The 15669-nt window shown below is 72.5% G+C and carries 16 protein-coding genes; 8 read left to right on the forward strand and 8 right to left on the reverse strand.

The window, feature by feature from the left end; translation table 11 throughout:
* Positions 1 to 40: 40 nt before the first annotated feature.
* The gene (locus AB0N82_RS08035) at positions 41 to 2572 is read right to left on the reverse strand and encodes a DUF3516 domain-containing protein (RefSeq protein WP_363390176.1); all 2532 of its coding nucleotides are present in this window, start codon (positions 2570 to 2572) and stop codon (positions 41 to 43) included.
* Between the two features lie 211 nt (positions 2573 to 2783).
* The gene (locus tag AB0N82_RS08040; protein WP_315994956.1) at positions 2784 to 3566 is read right to left on the reverse strand and encodes a hypothetical protein; all 783 of its coding nucleotides are present in this window, start codon (positions 3564 to 3566) and stop codon (positions 2784 to 2786) included.
* A gap of 90 nt (positions 3567 to 3656) precedes the next feature.
* Here AB0N82_RS08040 and AB0N82_RS08045 point away from each other — a divergent pair, with 90 nt between their 5' ends.
* Positions 3657 to 4691, forward strand: a complete 1035-nt coding sequence (locus AB0N82_RS08045) for an LLM class flavin-dependent oxidoreductase (protein WP_363390179.1) — start codon at positions 3657 to 3659, stop codon at positions 4689 to 4691.
* Between the two features lie 80 nt (positions 4692 to 4771).
* Positions 4772 to 5260: a GNAT family N-acetyltransferase gene (locus tag AB0N82_RS08050; RefSeq protein ID WP_363390182.1), complete on the forward strand. Its 489-nt coding sequence runs from the start codon at positions 4772 to 4774 to the stop codon at positions 5258 to 5260.
* On the opposite strand, the gene AB0N82_RS08055 is transcribed toward AB0N82_RS08050, so the two are convergent.
* Positions 5244 to 5612, reverse strand: coding sequence for a hypothetical protein (locus tag AB0N82_RS08055; protein WP_315994959.1), 369 nt, complete (start codon positions 5610 to 5612; stop codon positions 5244 to 5246). The genes AB0N82_RS08050 and AB0N82_RS08055 overlap by 17 nt on opposite strands.
* A 227-nt stretch (positions 5613 to 5839) precedes the next feature.
* Between AB0N82_RS08055 and AB0N82_RS08060 the strand changes: the two genes are divergently transcribed.
* From AB0N82_RS08060 to AB0N82_RS08070, 3 genes are all read left to right on the forward strand, one after another.
* Positions 5840 to 7243 carry a hypothetical protein gene (locus tag AB0N82_RS08060; protein WP_363390185.1) on the forward strand — a complete coding sequence of 468 codons (1404 nt, stop codon included), beginning with the start codon at positions 5840 to 5842 and terminating at the stop codon, positions 7241 to 7243.
* A gap of 17 nt (positions 7244 to 7260) precedes the next feature.
* The gene (locus AB0N82_RS08065) at positions 7261 to 7929 is read left to right on the forward strand and encodes a DUF4440 domain-containing protein (protein ID WP_363390188.1); all 669 of its coding nucleotides are present in this window, start codon (positions 7261 to 7263) and stop codon (positions 7927 to 7929) included.
* A gap of 100 nt (positions 7930 to 8029) precedes the next feature.
* Entirely contained in the window at positions 8030 to 8986 is a 957-nt protein-coding gene (locus AB0N82_RS08070; RefSeq protein ID WP_363390191.1) for an NAD-dependent epimerase/dehydratase family protein, read from the forward strand.
* Between the two features lie 10 nt (positions 8987 to 8996).
* Here the strand turns inward: AB0N82_RS08070 and AB0N82_RS08075 are convergent, their stop codons facing one another.
* Positions 8997 to 9560: a ribonuclease H gene (locus tag AB0N82_RS08075; protein WP_136586766.1), complete on the reverse strand. Its 564-nt coding sequence runs from the start codon at positions 9558 to 9560 to the stop codon at positions 8997 to 8999.
* Positions 9561 to 9750: 190 nt separating this feature from the next.
* Between AB0N82_RS08075 and AB0N82_RS08080 the strand changes: the two genes are divergently transcribed.
* Positions 9751 to 10275 carry a hypothetical protein gene (locus AB0N82_RS08080; protein WP_315994964.1) on the forward strand — a complete coding sequence of 175 codons (525 nt, stop codon included), beginning with the start codon at positions 9751 to 9753 and terminating at the stop codon, positions 10273 to 10275.
* 16 nt (positions 10276 to 10291) lie between these two features.
* Here AB0N82_RS08080 and gnd read toward each other — a convergent pair whose 3' ends face one another.
* From gnd to AB0N82_RS08100, 4 genes are all read right to left on the reverse strand, one after another.
* Positions 10292 to 11353, reverse strand: coding sequence for a phosphogluconate dehydrogenase (NAD(+)-dependent, decarboxylating) (gene gnd, locus AB0N82_RS08085; protein WP_315994965.1), 1062 nt, complete (start codon positions 11351 to 11353; stop codon positions 10292 to 10294).
* 79 nt (positions 11354 to 11432) lie between these two features.
* On the reverse strand, positions 11433 to 11933 hold the full coding sequence (locus AB0N82_RS08090) for a bifunctional nuclease family protein (RefSeq protein WP_363390196.1): 501 nt from the start codon (positions 11931 to 11933) through the stop codon (positions 11433 to 11435).
* 51 nt (positions 11934 to 11984) lie between these two features.
* Entirely contained in the window at positions 11985 to 12605 is a 621-nt protein-coding gene (locus AB0N82_RS08095; protein WP_363390199.1) for a response regulator transcription factor, read from the reverse strand.
* Positions 12602 to 13765 carry a sensor histidine kinase gene (locus AB0N82_RS08100; protein ID WP_363390202.1) on the reverse strand — a complete coding sequence of 388 codons (1164 nt, stop codon included), beginning with the start codon at positions 13763 to 13765 and terminating at the stop codon, positions 12602 to 12604. Before AB0N82_RS08100 ends, AB0N82_RS08095 begins: the two co-directional genes overlap by 4 nt.
* 146 nt (positions 13766 to 13911) lie before the next feature.
* On the opposite strand from AB0N82_RS08100, the gene AB0N82_RS08105 reads away from it, so the two are divergent.
* The gene (locus tag AB0N82_RS08105; protein WP_363390205.1) at positions 13912 to 14973 is read left to right on the forward strand and encodes an ABC transporter permease; all 1062 of its coding nucleotides are present in this window, start codon (positions 13912 to 13914) and stop codon (positions 14971 to 14973) included.
* The gene (locus AB0N82_RS08110; protein ID WP_363390207.1) at positions 14970 to 15659 is read left to right on the forward strand and encodes an ABC transporter ATP-binding protein; all 690 of its coding nucleotides are present in this window, start codon (positions 14970 to 14972) and stop codon (positions 15657 to 15659) included. Before AB0N82_RS08105 ends, AB0N82_RS08110 begins: the two co-directional genes overlap by 4 nt.
* Positions 15660 to 15669: the final 10 nt, after the last annotated feature.

Below are 15669 nucleotides of genomic sequence, written 5' to 3' on the forward strand. Positions count from 1 at the left end.
GGTGGAGAACTTCACCCATCGCAGGATCGGGGAGGAGGCGTCAGAGCCGCAGCACCTCGGTGACCCGGACGACCGCGGTGCCTTCCTCCTCGGATGCCGCGAGGTCGACCTCCGCGCGGATGCGCCAGTCGTGGTCGCCCGCGGGGTCGTCGATGGTCTGCTCGACGCGCCACACTCCGTCGGAGGCCGACGACTCGTCGATGTCGACCAGAGCGGACGAGCGTGCCGCTCCGCCCGTGCCGATCGCGTCGTGCTCATCGAAGTAGCGGTCGAGAACCTCGGGCCAACCGGCATCCGGATCCAGCTCGACGAGCTCCTCGTCGCGCTGCAGAGCAGCGAGTTGCACGCGCCGGAACATCTCGTTGCGCACGAGCACGACGAACGCGCGGCGGTTGGTGAGGATCGACGGCGGCGCCGGAGGCACCACGGGGGCATCCGGGTCGTCGGCCGGGTTGATGAGCTGCTCCCACTCGTCGACCAGGCTGGAGTCCACCTGCCGCACCAGTTCGCCGAGCCACGCGATGAGGTCGAGCAGGTCGGGCGTCTGCGCGTCGACCGGCACCGTCTGCCGGATCGCGCGATATGCGTCACTGAGGTAGCGCAGCACCAGACCCTCGCTGCGCGCGAGCTGGTACAGCGAGACGTACTCGCCGAACGAGCAGGCCCGCTCGAACATGTCGCGCACGACCGACTTGGGCGACAGCTCGAAGTCGCGGATCCACGGCTGACTCGACGCGAACACCTCGTACGCCTGCGCGAGCAGTTCCTCCAGGGGCTTCGGCCAGGTGATCTCCTCGAGCAGCTCCATCCGCTCGTCATATTCGATGCCCTCGCGCTTCATCGCGGCGACCGCCTCGCCCCGCGCCCGGAACTGCTGCTGCGACAAGATCGGGCGCGGGTCGTCGAGCGTCGCCTCGATGACGCTGACGACGTCGAGCGCGTAGTGCCCCGTGCCGACCGATGACGCCGGGGCGACGGCATCCGGCCCCCGACCGAGTTCGACCTCGGGGTCGAGCATCTCGATCGCGGCGAGCGCGAACGGCGACAGCGGCTGGTTGAGTGCGAAATTCGGCTGCAGATCGACGGTCAACCGGATGCCGTCGGCCCCCGCCTCCACCACTCCCGCCTGCACGAGCGTGCGGAAGATCGCGATCGCCCGCCGCGCGAGCTCGTACTGGCGGGGGCGGGGCTCGTGGTTGTCGAACACGAGCGCGCGGACGTTGCCGAACACGTCACCGCCGCGCGCGATGACGTTGATCAACATGGCGGCCGACAGCTTCATCTGCGGCTGGAGCGGCTCGGGCTCGGCCGCGACGAGACGGTCGTAGCTCTGCTCGGTCCAGTTGACGAAGCCCTGCGGCGCCTTCTTGCGCACGATCTTCTTCTGCTTCTTGAGGTCGTCGCCGGCCTTGAGGATCTGCGCGGCGTTCTCGATCTCGTGATCGGGCGCCATGACGACGACGGTGCCCGCGGTGTCGTAGCCGGCCCGGCCCGCGCGCCCCGCGATCTGATGGAACTCGCGCGCCGAGAGCTGGCGCATACGGGTGCCGTCGTACTTGGTCAGTGCCGTCATGAGCACGGTGCGGATCGGCACGTTGATGCCGACGCCCAGGGTGTCGGTGCCGCAGATGACACGCAGCAGCCCCCGCTGCGCGAGGGTCTCGACGAGCCGGCGATACCTCGGCAGCATGCCGGCGTGGTGCACGCCGATGCCGGCGCGCACGTAGCGCGAGAGCGTCTTGCCGAAGCCGGTGGTGAAGCGGAAGCCGCCGATCGCCTCGGCGATCTCGTCGCGCTGCTCGCGGCCGATGATGCGGATCGACGACAGCGCCTGCGCGCGCTCCATGGCCGCGGCCTGCGAGAAGTGCACGACGTAGATCGGCGCCTGCTTCGTGTCGAGCAGCTCCTGCACGGTCTCGTGCACGGGCGTGCGGGCGTACTCGAAGTGCAGCGGCACCGGGCGCTCGACGCCGGTGACTCTCGCCGTGGGCCGACCGGTGCGGCGCGAGAGGTCGTCGGCGATCTCCTCGACGTCACCGAGAGTGGCCGACATGAGGATGAACTGCGCGCGATTCAGCAGCAGCAACGGCACCTGCCACGCCCAGCCGCGGTCGGCCTCGCCGTAGTAGTGGAACTCGTCCATCACGACCTGGTCGACGTCCGCGTCGGCGCCCTGGCGGAGGGCCAGGTTCGCGAGGATCTCCGCGGTGCAGCAGATGATCGGGGCGTCGGAGTTCACCGACGAGTCGCCCGTGACCATCCCGACGTTCTCCGCCCCGAAGATGTCGACGAGCGCGAAGAACTTCTCGCTCACGAGCGCCTTGATGGGCGCCGTGTAATAGGTGCGGCCGCCTCGGGAGAGGGATGCCGCGTGCGCGGCGACCGCGACCAGGGACTTCCCCGTGCCGGTCGGGGTCGACAGGATCACGTTCGCCCCCGACACGATCTCGATGATCGCTTCGTCCTGCGCCGGGTACAGCGTCAGCCCGCGCGAGGCCGCCCACTCGACGAAGCCGAGGTACACGGCATCCGGATCGCTGCCGGTCGGCACGTGCTCGAGGAGGGTGGTCACTCCCCCACCCTCTCATCCACCGGGCGGGCGGACCCTTCGACAGGCTCGGGGCCGCCAGGGCGGAGCCCGAGCCGAGGCGCCCGGACCCGACCAGGGCGGCTGCGCGCGACCGAGGCGGCTGCGCCGAACCGAGGCGGCTGAGCCCGCACCCGAGGTGGCTGAGCCCGTCGAAGCCACCGGCTCCACCGCTCGCGCCTGGCGCCCCCGTGCCTCACCCCGCGTCGCTGAAGACGCCCACGTTCTCGCCGTCGTACACGAACTGCACGCTCGTGCCGACCGGGAAGCGCTCGATGAAGGCGTCCGGCATGCCGTCGGCGACGACGAACTGCACGGTGGCCGGGAAGATCCCCGCCCCGCATCCGCCGTAGACGAAGTTGCCGCGGAAGCCGGTGGTGCCGTCCTGCCCGACCTCGTCGGTGTCGAGCAAATACAGGCACGAGCTGCGATTCTCGCTCGCATCGACCTGGGCCGTGCCGACGAAGGCGCTCACTCCGTAGAAGTCCGCGAAACCCCGTTCGTCCCCCGTGCGCTGTCCGAAGATGGTGGGGCTCTGCGCGCCCGGATCCTCGACGAGGGTCGCCACCTGCGGCGCTCCCACGGACGCGGCGACCGGCACGAACCCGACTCCCACGGTGGTCGCCGCGCTCGCGAGCGCCGCGACGAGCGCGAGGGACAGTGCCCACGCCCACACGGTGCGCTTGGAGCGCAGGAGCGGGGCGCGCTCGCGCTCGACCTCCTCCTCGGGCTCGGGTTCTTCGTCGCCGTCGACGGGCGCCGCGGCGCCGACCGCCGGGGCCGAGGGAGGCGGGACCGTCGGAGCCGAGGCTGACGGAACCGGGGCCGTCGCGGCTGCCGGAGCTGCCCGCTCGGACCGCTCGAGGTCTTCCAGCGCGAGCAGCCGCTCGTACGCGGCCGGGTCGGCGGAGATGTCGGCGCTCGGTCCGTACGCCCGCGCGCGCAGTCGCCGCAGCTCCTCCCGCACGCCATCGTCCATTCTCGAAATGCTTCCACACCTCGCGGGCGTCCGGGCCATCTCGCGTTACATGCGTGGGAATAGATCAGGATGCCGTGCGTTGCACCGCGTATGCGCTCCTTCGGCACACTCTCCTTCGGCCACTACGGCCCCCTCGGCGGGGGACACCATCTCTCCGCGGGCGACTCGATGCTCCAGGCGATCGACCTCGCCCAGGGCATGGACGACCTCGGCGTGAACGGCATCTCGTTCCGGGTGCACCACTTCGCCCGTCAGCAGGCGGCGCCCATGCCGCTGCTCGCGGCGATCGCCGCGCGCACCTCCCGCATCGAGGTCGGCACCGGCGTCATCGACATGCGGTACGAGAACCCGCTCATGCTCGCGGAGGAAGCGGCATCCCTCGACCTCATCAGCGGCAACCGCCTGGCCCTCGGCGTGAGCCGCGGGTCACCCGAGACCGTGCAGCGCGGCTACGAGGCGTTCGGGTACACGGGGTCGCAGGACCCGCGCGGCGCCGACATCGCCCGCGACCACTTCGACCTCTTCCTGCGCGCGATCGAGGGCGAGGGTCTCGCCGAGCGCGACCCGATGAGCCCCTTCGGCGGCGGAACGGGTCTGCAGCGCATCGAGCCCCACTCCCCCGGCCTGAAGAAGCGCATCTGGTGGGGCGCCGGCACCACCGCAACCGCGGAGTGGGCGGGGCGCACGGGGGTGAACCTCATGTCGTCGACGCTGCTCACCGAGGCCGACGGCACGCCGTTCGACATCCTGCAAGCCCAGCAGCTCGACGCCTTCCGCGCCGCGTGGCGCGAGGCGGGGCACGCCGGTGAGCCGCGCACCTCGGTCAGCCGCAGCATCTTCCCGATCGTCACCGCCGAAGACGAGATGTACTTCGGCGGGTCCGCGGGCAGCGACCAGATCGGCGTGATCGACGGCATGCGCTCGACGTTCGGCAAGACCTACGCCGCGCCGCCCGAGGTGCTCGTGGAGCAGCTGCAGAACGACGCGGCCGTGATGAGCGCCGACACCCTCATGCTGACCATCCCGAGCCAGATGGGCGTGGAGTTCAACCTCCGCCTCGTCGAGAACTTCGCGAAGCACGTCGCGCCCGCCCTCGGCTGGCAGCCGACGCTCGCGACGGTCTGACCACCCCGGATGGACCCGGATGCCGCCCCCTCGGCATCCGGGTCCATTCGTCGTCTCGGAAGCAGTCGTACGGTGGAGGAATGACCGTCGTTCGGACCGCCGTCTTCCCCCGAGACGCCGCCGCGGTCTCGGGACTGCTCGGCGATTACCTGCGCCGGACGGAGTCGGAGAAGGCCGAGCGCGGGCTCGCGACGCCGGGGGCGGCGCTGGCCGCTCGCTACGCCCGTGAGATCGACGACCCCGCGGCGGCCTTCGCGGGGAATCGCGTGCTCGTCGCCACGGTCGACGACGTCGACTGCGGCATCGTCGTCGTGCGCATCTCGCCCGTCGTCGTGGAGCTCTCGCGATTGTGGACCACGCCGCCGGCACGGGGTCGAGGAGTCGGGTCCGCCCTGCTCGACACGGCCCTCGCGGATGCCGTCACACCCGTGCGCCTCTCGGTCTGGCGCTGGCGGGATGACGCCGTCCGCCTCTACCGACGGCGGGGCTTCACGGTCGTCGCCTCGTGGGACGACCGCCCCGACCTCATCTGTCTGGAGCGGCCGGCGCCGGTCAGCGCCAGGCCGTGACGCCGCGCGAGCGGGCGACCGTCTGCGACAGCAGGTATTCGCCCCAGGCCACCGCGTACGCGCCCAGCGCCGCCCACGCCCATCCCGTCGGCAGCACACCGGCGATGCCGAGGAGACCCGCCACGGTGAGAGCACTGACGACGACCAGCACGGGGATGACGGCGCGAGGGGCGGCGAGCGCGCTGTCGGACTTCCAGATCACCAGGACGGCGCCGGCCGTGGCGAGGAGCAGGATGAGCGGCGCCCACCACGACCCCAGGACCGCCATCGCGATCGACGCTCCGACACCCGCGACGGCGAGCGATGCGGTGCGGAGGATGCGGATGCGCCGGGCGCGCTCGTCGGATGACACGGTGACTCCTCAAGTGACGGGTCTTCCAGCGTAACCGGCGTGATCCGGGCGCCGTCCGCCCGGGAGAAGACCCAGAATCGTTGCGGATTCCGGCGCTGAGGCGTCGCGCCGCCCGCCGCGCGCCCTAGCCTGGGACGGCGGGCCCCGAGGCCCTCACCGGTCGACGTCGACACCGCGCATCACACGGCATCGCGCATCTCACGGCATCGCATCGGGAAGGGGCCGACATGGACGTCTCACGACGCGGCCTTCTCCTGGGCGGTCTCGGAGTGGTGGCCCTGGGCGCCGCCAGCGCCGCGGCGGCAACGGTCATCACCAACGGCGCTCCGGCAGAGCCCGTCATGTCTGCGTCGAACAGCGCCTCCGGCGCATCCCCCTCTCCGAGCGCGAGCACGCCCGCCGACCTCGACCTCCACGTGTGGGACACCGTCCGCCGCCCGCTGTCGAAAGCCGACGACGCGACGCTGGCGCTCGTCGACGGTGAACTCCCCGCGGGCCTCGCGATCGTCGGTGCGACCCTCGCCGGACGACCGACGACCCAGGGCCCGTACGCCTTCACGATCGAGGTGCGCCGGGACGACGACCGTCGGCGGCGCCGATTCGCCGGCACGGTCGGCGACATCAGGCGCGACCTGAGCATCTCGCTCAGCCTCGACGAGAAGACCCCCCTCTCCGCGACGGCGCGCGAACTCGACCGCATCGCCCTCCTCGGCGCGCACGCGACCCTCGTCGTGCTCTGCTACATCCCGGATGCCACCTCGACGACGTTCACCCGCGTGTCCGACGATCGCATCCGCAAGGTGTTCGCCCTCGCGAAGGATCGCGGCGTCCGCATCACTCTGCTGAAGCCCCACATCGCCACCGAGAAGGACGGCGACGGCTTCTATCGCGCGAACTACGCCCCGGCATCCGTCGACGGCTTCTTCTCGCGGTGGACCGAGCAGATGGTGCATTTCGCGGGCCTCTGCGCCGACAACGGGATCGAGTACCTCTCCCTCGCGTGCGAGCAGCCGGGCCAGACGGACGCGGCGCAGTACGCGAAATGGGTCGATCTCGTGAAGACGGTGCGAACGGCCGAGCCCGGGGTGAAGCTCACCGCCGCCTTCACCACGCTGGAGCTGTATCTGCTGCACACGTACTGGCTGCCGCAGGGCACCCCGCACATGGCCCAGCTGCTCGACGTGTTCGGCATCAACTCGTGGATCCGCCTGACCGACAAGGTCTACACCCCGTCCGCGCCGAATATCACCGTCGACGAGCTCGCCGGCGGCTGGCGCGGAGCCGACGGTCGCACCGACGACCACCTCGGAAAGCTCGAGGACGTGTGCGCGCAGCTGCGCATCCCCTTCCTCATCACCGAGGTCGGCGTGCAGCCGCGGGTCGACGGTCTCGCCCAGCAGGAGGGCAGTACCCCGCCCACGGGCGCCCCGAACCACGACGTGCAAGCGCTGCTCTACCGCTCGGTCCTGAAGGCCCCGCTGCGGTCGTCGTGGTGCACGGGCGTCTCGATCTGGCACATGCGCGCCCCCTTCGCCTTCGGCGACGTGTACCACGACGCCCTCTTCCCGGGCGAGAAGGTGCTGAGGGATGCCATCGCGAAGACCCCGTCGCTGGCATCCCCCGCCACCTGACCCCGTAGCGTGAGCGGATGACGTCTGCCTCGACTCCCCACCGCGGCCGCGAGGTCACGCTGTCGGGCTCGCTCCGCTGCGCCGACGAGACCGAAGCCGCGCGGGTGCGCGCACACCTCCCTGCGCACCTCGCCCTCACCCGGGCCGAACCGGGCTGCGTCTCCTTCGACGTCGACCCCACCGACGACCCCCTCGTGTGGCGCGTCGAGGAGCGTTTCGTCGATGAGGCCGCGTTCGACGCCCATCAGCGCCGCGTCGCGGCGAGCGCGTGGGGCGCAGCGACCGTCGGCATCGAGCGCCGGTATGAGATCCGCGGACGAGACCGGGATGCCGCGACCCTCGTCGCCGCGGCGTGGGCGGCCGAGGAGCGTCTGCTGGACCCGCGGGTGCGCCACGACCCCGCCCGGGTCGAGCCACTGCTGGACGACGACTTCGTGGAGATCGGGCAATCGGGGCGCCGCTTCACGCGGGAGGCCATCGTCGCCGCCCTGCGGGCCGAGCCCGGCACGTCGACGGCCGAGATCGCTGAGCGGTCGAGCCGCGTCATCGCCCCCGGCACGGTGCTCCTGGACTACCTGCTCACGGTCGAGGAGCGCGTCAGTCGCCGTTCGTCGGTGTGGCAGGGCTCGCCCCCGCGCCTGACGTTTCACCAGGGGACGCCCGCGCCGTCGGACAGCGCGAACTGAGCCGACTCAGCCGCCGACGGCCGGTGGCTCCCGCGAGGGGTTGCGTCCGCCGAGCGCGAACCCGCTCGCCGCACGGGCCGGCGGCTGCTTGGCTGGCCGCATGCGACGCATCCTCATCCTCGGCGGAACCGCCTGGCTCGGCCGGGCCATCGCCACGGCGGCGCTGGCCACCGGCGCCGATGTCACCTGTCTCGCCCGGGGAGAGTCGGGAGCCGTCCCCGCCGGAGCACGGCTGGTGCGCGCCGACCGGAACGACCCCGACGCCTACGCCGACCTCGACGGCGAGTGGGACGAGGTCGTCGAGCTCTCGTGGGACCCCGGCTTCGTGGCATCCGGTCTCGACGCCCTCGCCCACCGGGCGGCGCACTGGACGCTCGTGTCGAGCGTGTCGGTGTACGCGGACTCCGCCGCGCCGTTCGCCGACGAGTCCGCGGACCTCGTCGAGCCCGTCGACCTCGAGCAGTACGCGGATGCCAAGGTGCACGCCGAGCGACTGACCACCGCGCGCGTGGGCGAGCGGGCGCTGCGGGCTCGCGCCGGGCTCATCGTGGGACCGGGCGACCCGACCGATCGCTTCGGCTACTGGCCGGCCCGTTTCGCGCGGGGAGGCCGGGCGGTCGTGCCCGAGCCGAGCGGCCGGCACGCGCAGGGCATCGACGTCGACGATCTCGCGGAATGGATCGTGCGCGCGGGGTCGGCAGGGGTGACCGGTCCGGTCAACGCCGTCGGTGAGGAGTTCCCGCTCGCCGCGGTCTTCGCGGCCGCCCGTGAGGCCGCCGGTGCGAGCGTCGAGACCGTCCCGCTCGACGACGAGACCCTCCTGTCCCGCGGTGTGCAGTACTGGGCGGGCCCGCGGTCGCTCCCGCTCTGGTTGCCCGCCGAGGCGCGGGGCTTCTCCCGTCGCAGCGACGCCGCGTTCCTGTCATCCGATGGTCGGCGCCGCCCTCTGGCCGAGACGATGCGACGCGTCCTCGACGACGAACGGGCGCGCGGGATCGACCGGCCCCGTCGCGCCGGACTCGCCCCGGCGGAGGAGGCCGAGGTGCTGGCCGGCTGACCGGGCGGTCTCAGCGGCCGTTGCGGTCCGCCGCGGAACGGGGCGGTGCCTTCTGCACCTCGAGGCGATCGAGACCGCGCAGCGAGGTCCAGATGAGTTCCTCGCCCTTCGCCGCATGCTGCGAGGCGCGCACCGCGCGTTCGTCGGCCCACGAGTTCAGCACGTGGCCGGAGTGTCCGCGCACGTGCTCGAGCACGACGTCGGGGAGCCCCGCCTCGCGTCGCGCATCGCGAGCGGCGATGAGCGCCTCGAGGATCCCGCGGTTGGCCACCGGCTTCTTGGCGCTCGTCACCCACCCGCGACGGCGGTGGCCGTCCATCCACGACGAATACGTGTCGATCGCGTACTTCGAGTCGGCCTGCACGACGAGCTCGCGCACGTCGGCGTGGTCGGTGATCGCGTGCAGGAGCCCGAGCAGCTCTCCGATGTTGTTCGTCCCCGAGGGGATCGAGCCCGCGGCCCAGTGGCCGTCTTCGCCGACCCACGCCCAGCCCGCGGGGCCGGGGTTGCCCTTGCAGGCGCCGTCGGTGGCGACGACGTAACGGTCGGAGGGGGTGGATGCCGAACTGCTCATCCCCCTAGTCTCCCCCGCCCGCCCGGGGCGATCCGACGCGGGGACCCGGGCGGGCGAGCACGCGGGTGAACCTTCGACGCTTCCCCGCGGGAGGGACGGTGAGCGCGCGCGGAGACCGACACCGCGGATGCGAGTCTGGCGCGATCCGTCATCGCGTCGCCCGCGTCCCGCCCCCTCGAGAAAGCCCGCCATGTCGTCCACGTCTCGCGCCCGCCTCCACCCCGCCGCTCTCACCGCCCTCATCGTCGGCGGGGTCGTCATCCTCGGGGCTCTCGGATTCCTCGCCTGGCTGCTCACCTCGACGCAGTCCACCCCGAATCAGCAGGCCACCCAGAAGCTCGTGCAGTGGCAGGAGATCTTCGAGAAGTACCGCAGCGCTCACGGCACGCTCCCCGACATGCCCGCGGGCGGCTACTGCCTGGGCACGGGCTTCCCTCTCGGATCAGGGGGGACGGCCAACTGCCGCGACTACGCCGCGGCGACGTACTACACCGAGGAGGCCGGTGCTCCGCTGCGCGAGGCGCTCGCCTCGGTGGGCGAGCTCCCGCAGGGCGTCTCGGCCGCCGTCCGCGGCACCGTGGGCCCCTACGCGCTCTACGACGACGCTGGAGTCCGACTGCTCACCGCCGAGGACGGCGCATGCGAAACCCCCGCCGTCGAGGTGTGGAACGACGGCGGGGGCCTCTTCATCTGTCAGATCCTGCTGACGCGCTGAACGCGCGCGCGGGCCGTCAGCTCCGGCCGCTCTCGGCCTTCTTCTGACCGGCTTCCAGCACGTCGCCGGCGGGCAGCTCCTGGTGACCGCCGAACTGCAGACGCATCGCCGACAGCACCTGGTTGGCGAAGTGGTCCTCGCCCCGCGAGGCGAAGCGCTCGAACAGCGAGGCGGCCAGCACCGGCACGGGCACCCCGGTGTCCACGGCGGCCTTGACGGTCCAGCGCCCCTCGCCTGAGTCCGAGACGCGACCGGCGAGTCCGTCGAGCGTGGGGTTCTGCGCGAGAGCCGCCGCGGTCAGGTCGAGCAGCCATGACGAGATGACCGATCCCCGGCGCCACAGCTCCGTCACCCGCGCCGTGTCGATGTCGAACTGGTAGTACTCGGGCTCCTCCAGCGGGGCGACCTCGGCCGAGTGCTCGCCCTGGTGCAGGCCCGCGTCGGCGTTGTTCAAGACGTTGAGCCCCTCGGCGAGCGCGGCCATGATGCCGTACTCGATGCCGTTGTGCACCATCTTCACGAAGTGCCCGGCCCCCGAGGGACCGCAGTGCAGGTACCCGCGCTCCTCGGTCGTGTAGTCGCCCGTGCGTCCGGGCGTGCGCTCGACCTCTCCCGGTCCCGGCGCGATCGTGCGCAGCACGGGCTCGAGGTGCGCGACGGCTTCGTCGTGACCGCCGACCATCAGGCAGTAACCGCGCTCGAGGCCGAACACGCCGCCGCTGGTCCCCACGTCGACGTAGTGGATGCCGCTGTCGTCGAGCTTCTTCGCGCGACGCACGTCGTCACGGTAGTTCGAGTTGCCGCCGTCGATGATGATGTCGCCCGGCTCGAGCACCTCGGCGACCTGGTCGACCACCGACCCGGTGAGTCCGGCGGGGATCATGAGCCACACGGCGCGGGGCTTCTGCAGCTTCGAAGCGAGGTCGGCGATGCTCGTCGCCCCGGTCGCCCCCTCCTCGACGAGGGACGCCACGGCATCCTGATTCACGTCGAAGACGACGCAATCGTGACCGTCCCTCATGAGTCGGCGCACGATGTTGGCGCCCATCCGTCCGAGTCCGACCATGGCGAGTTGCATTCGTACCCCGTTCGTCGTGATGAGGCCGCGGCGCGCGGCCCCTCCGCGAGTCTAGGAGCGTCGAGGGGGCGGCGGACCGTCAGCCCTGGAAGTCCTCGGGGTCGACGTCGTCGAGGAACCGGCGGAACTCCTCCACCCGCTCCTCCTCGGGCGACGGGTCGAGCTCGACCGCGTCGTCGGGCACTCCCGCCTCGGCGAAGACGCTGTCGGCGACCCAGATCGGCGCATCGACACGGGCTCCCAGGGCGATCGCGTCGGAGGGGCGGGCGTCGAAGGAGCGCTGTCCCCGCGGGGTGTCGACCACGAGGCGGGCGTAGAACGTGCCGTCCTCGAGATGGGTGATCTCGACCCGGTCGACGGTCGCCGACAACTCCCCCAACATCGCCGTCATGAGGTCGTGCGCGAGCGGGCGGGGCGAGGCGGTGCCCTCGATCGCGACGAGGATCGACATCGCCTCCTGCGGACCGATCCACACCGGGAGCACGCGCTCACCGTCGGCCTCGGCGTCGAACGGCGAGAGCAGGATGACGTGCTGCTGGGCCGGGTCGAGGGCCACGCCGACCACTCGCACCCGGATCATGACGCCCATCGTACGTCGTCGCCTGCGCCGTCGGCCTCGGCGTCCGAACCGTCAGCGCAGGATGCCGAGGGCCCGCGCCGCGGAGACGGCGCCGGTGCGCGAGGTGACGCCGAGCTTCGAGAAGACGTGTGCGAGGTGCGACTTCACCGTCGCGTCGGTGATGTGCAGGAGCGCCGCGACGTCGGCGTTCGACGCGCCGCGGGCGACGAGATGCAGCACCTCGATCTCGCGCGCCGACAGGGTGACGCGGGGTTCGCGCATCCGCGCGAGCAGTCGACCCGCGATCGCCGGTGCGAGCGCGCTCTGCCCCGCCGCAGCGGCGCGGACACCGGCCAGCAGCTCGTGGGGAGGCGCATCCTTCAGCAGGTACCCGCTGGCCCCCGCCTCGACGGCACCGAGGATGTCGCCGTCGGTGTCGTAGTTCGTGAGCACGAGAACGTAGGGCGGGGCGGCGAGCGCGCGGACGCGCCTGGTCGCCTCGGCACCGGCGGCACGGTCGCCGAACTGCAGGTCCATCAGCACGAGCTCCGGCGCGAGACGCTCGGACAGGGCGACCGCCTCGTCGGGGGTCGCGGCCTCGCCCGCCACCTCGATGTCGGCCTCCGCATCGAGCAGGGCGCGCACCCCCGCGCGGACGACGGGGTGGTCGTCGGCGATGACGACGCGGATCACGACGCACCCCCCGGGAGCGTCACCGTGATGGCGGTGCCCCGCCCCGGCGCGCTGTCGACCTCGAGGGCGCCGTCGAGCTGGCCGACCCGCTCCCGCATGGCCCGCAATCCGAACGAATCGGTCTCGGCGGCGACCGCCTCCGCCCGCTCGGGATCGAACCCGACGCCGTCGTCGGCGATCCGCAGCCGCACCGCGTCGTCGAGCCGGGCGAGACGGATGCCGACGCGCGCCGCGCCGGCGTGCTGGGCGACGTTGGCGAGGGCTCCCTGGGCGATGCGCAGCAGCGCCGTCTGCGCGTCCATCGGCAGCGACGCGTCGTCGTCCACCTCGACGTCGATCGCGACCTTCTCGCGTGCTCCCCAGTCGCGCGCGAGGCGCTCGAGTGCGGGGCCGAGACCGCTGTCGAGGCGGGGCGGGGACAGTTCCCGGATGAAGCGCCGGGTCTCGGCGAGTCCGTCGGCGGCGGTCTCCCGGGCCAGACGCACGTGCGCGAGGCCCGGGCTCGTGGCATCCGCCCGCTCGGCCGCGTGCAGCAGCATCTGGATGCTCGAGAGCCCCTGCGCGACGGTGTCGTGGATCTCGCGCGCGAGCCGCGCCCGCTCGGCGAGGATGCCCTGCTCGCGCTCGGCGGCCGCGAGACGGTCGCGCGTGGCCAGCAGCTCGGCCATGAGCGCCTCGCGCTCGGCGGCCCGCCGGTCGAGCGCGGCATAGCCGAGGCCGATGAGCAGTGCGACGCCCGCGCCGACGAGGGGGCCTACGACGCCGCCCACCGTCAGGCCCCCGTGCACCGCGAAGGCGGCGATCGTGAGCGCTGTCGTCCCGAGCACGACGAGGGGCCCGGCGGCCCCGGGCAGCACGTGCAGGTAGAGGAAGAACAGCGGGAAGACGAGGTAGGCGGCCTCCGGCACCAGCCAGACCAGCGCCGCCCAGACGAGGGTCAGCACCGCCACCCACACCACGGCCGCCGCCCGGCGGCGTGCGCGGGCGACCGCCAGCCCGCCGAGGTAGACCCCGCCGAGCAGCCCCGCCAGCACGAGAGCCGTCACGGAGCCGTCGGTCACCAGCACGCGCACCACGACGAGCGCGAGGAGGGCCCCGAACAGGACGTGGAGCCCGGCGCGCAGGCCCGCGAAGACGGGAGCGAGGGTGCGGTGCGGCATGACGATCTCCAGGCTACGGATGCGGGGCCCGCGGCGGATCATCCGAAAGGTGGAGAGCAGGAACGCCCCTTGCGCCGATGACCGCGGAGGGCCGGGTGACGACGCTGGAGGGGTGCCGGTGAGATCCGCCGGCGGAAGGAGGCGACGTGTACGTCGCATGGCGCGATCTGCGGTTCGCCCGCGGGCGATTCGCCCTCATCGGGGCGGTCGTCGCCCTCATCACCCTGCTCGTGGGTTTCCTCGCGGGCCTGACCGGCGGCCTCGCCGCCCAGAACGTCTCGGCCGTGCTGGCCCTCCCCGGCGACCGGCTCGTGCTGCAGCCGGTCGGAGACGCGGCGGCGACCTTCGGAGAGTCGGCGATCGGCGACGCCACCGTCGCCGCGTGGCGCGACGCTGCGGGTGTCACCGGCGTCGTGCCGATCGGCATCCTGCAGTCCCGCGCCGAGGGCCCCTCCGCGTCGGGGGCTGTGGCCCTCTTCGGTCTCGACTCCCCCGCCTTCGCGCTGAACGTCTCGTCCGACACCGACGCCGCGCTGTCCGCGGGCGCGGCGAAGACCCTGGGCGCGTCCGTGGGGAGCGAGGTGACGATCGCTGGCGAGGGCTTCCGCGTCGCCTCCGTCGGCGACGACCTCTCCTACAGCCACACCCCCGTCGTCGCCCTCACCTCGACGGCGTGGAAGACGCTCGCCCAACGCCTGGGCGGGACGGGCGCGGCGACCGTGCTCGCCGTCTCCGGCGACCCCGCGTGGGACGCGGTGGCCACCGACACCGGGACCACGGCATCCACTCCCCTGGCGAGCCTGCCGGCGCTGCCGACGTTCCGCTCCGAGATCGGATCGCTCGGTCTCATGATCGCGATGCTGTTCGGTGTCTCGGCGCTGGTCGTCGGCGCGTTCTTCACCGTGTGGACCATGCAACGAGCCGGAGACGTCGCCGTGCTCAAGGCCCTCGGCGCCAGCACCCCCGCCCTCGTGCGCGACGCCCTGGGCCAGGCCCTCGTCGTGCTCATCGTCGGAGTGGGGGTCGGCATCGCCTTGACGGCCGCCCTGGGCGCGCTCGCCGGCGGCGCCCTGCCGTTCGTGCTGAGCCCCCTCACGACCCTCGCCCCGGCGCTCGTCATGATCGCCCTGGGCGTGCTGGGAGCCGCCGTGTCACTGCGCACCGTCACGAAGTCCGACCCTCTCACCGCCCTGGGGAGCACCCGATGATCCTTCTCGACGACGTCACCCTCACCTACCCCGACGGCGACGCCCGCGTCACCGCCGTCGACCGCGTCACGCTCGAGGGCCGCCCCGGCCTCGTCACGGGCATCACCGGACCGTCGGGGTCGGGCAAATCGAGCCTGCTGGCTCTGGCGGCCACCCTCGTCCGTCCCGACTCCGGTCGCGTCGTCGTCGACGGGGTGGATGCCACTCGGCTCGACGCCGCGGGTCGCACCGCGCTCCGGCGGGAGCGGATCGGCATCGTGTTCCAGCAGCCGCAGCTTCTGCCCGCCCTCACCGCGCGCGAGCAGCTGCGCGTGATGGCCGAGCTCGGAGGACGGGGCCGCCGGGAGCGGCGCGCCGCCGTGCGGGGTCGCGTCGACGGGCTGCTGGATGCCGTGGGCCTCGGCGACCACGCCGATCGCCGCCCCGCTCAGTTGTCGGGCGGTCAGCGCCAGAGGGTCGCGATCGCCCGCGCGCTCGTGCACGAGCCCCGCGTGCTGCTGGTGGACGAGCCGACGAGCGCGCTCGACAGCGCCCGCGGCGCGGAGATCATGGCGCTGCTCTCACGGCTCACGCACGACCGCGGTACCGCCACCCTCCTCGTGACGCACGACCTCGCGCACGCGGGTGCCCTGGATGAGACGGTCGAGGTCGTCGACGGCCGAGCGACCCGCGTCGTCGCGGTGTGACCCCCGGCCC

The sequence above is a fragment of the Microbacterium sp. NPDC089186 genome (assembly GCF_040685115.1).
Lineage (GTDB): Bacteria > Actinomycetota > Actinomycetes > Actinomycetales > Microbacteriaceae > Microbacterium > Microbacterium galbum.

Coding starts and splice junctions, on each gene's coding strand:
- AB0N82_RS08040 (WP_315994956.1), bottom strand. CDS start 3,566: ATGGACGATGGCGTGCGGGAGGAGCTGCGGCGACTGCGCGCGCGGGCG.
- AB0N82_RS08045 (WP_363390179.1), top strand. CDS start 3,657: ATGCGCTCCTTCGGCACACTCTCCTTCGGCCACTACGGCCCCCTCGGC.
- AB0N82_RS08050 (WP_363390182.1), top strand. CDS start 4,772: ATGACCGTCGTTCGGACCGCCGTCTTCCCCCGAGACGCCGCCGCGGTC.
- AB0N82_RS08060 (WP_363390185.1), top strand. CDS start 5,840: ATGGACGTCTCACGACGCGGCCTTCTCCTGGGCGGTCTCGGAGTGGTG.
- AB0N82_RS08065 (WP_363390188.1), top strand. CDS start 7,261: ATGACGTCTGCCTCGACTCCCCACCGCGGCCGCGAGGTCACGCTGTCG.
- AB0N82_RS08070 (WP_363390191.1), top strand. CDS start 8,030: ATGCGACGCATCCTCATCCTCGGCGGAACCGCCTGGCTCGGCCGGGCC.
- AB0N82_RS08075 (WP_136586766.1), bottom strand. CDS start 9,560: ATGAGCAGTTCGGCATCCACCCCCTCCGACCGTTACGTCGTCGCCACC.
- AB0N82_RS08080 (WP_315994964.1), top strand. CDS start 9,751: ATGTCGTCCACGTCTCGCGCCCGCCTCCACCCCGCCGCTCTCACCGCC.
- gnd (WP_315994965.1), bottom strand. CDS start 11,353: ATGCAACTCGCCATGGTCGGACTCGGACGGATGGGCGCCAACATCGTG.
- AB0N82_RS08090 (WP_363390196.1), bottom strand. CDS start 11,933: ATGATCCGGGTGCGAGTGGTCGGCGTGGCCCTCGACCCGGCCCAGCAG.
- AB0N82_RS08100 (WP_363390202.1), bottom strand. CDS start 13,765: ATGCCGCACCGCACCCTCGCTCCCGTCTTCGCGGGCCTGCGCGCCGGG.
- AB0N82_RS08110 (WP_363390207.1), top strand. CDS start 14,970: ATGATCCTTCTCGACGACGTCACCCTCACCTACCCCGACGGCGACGCC.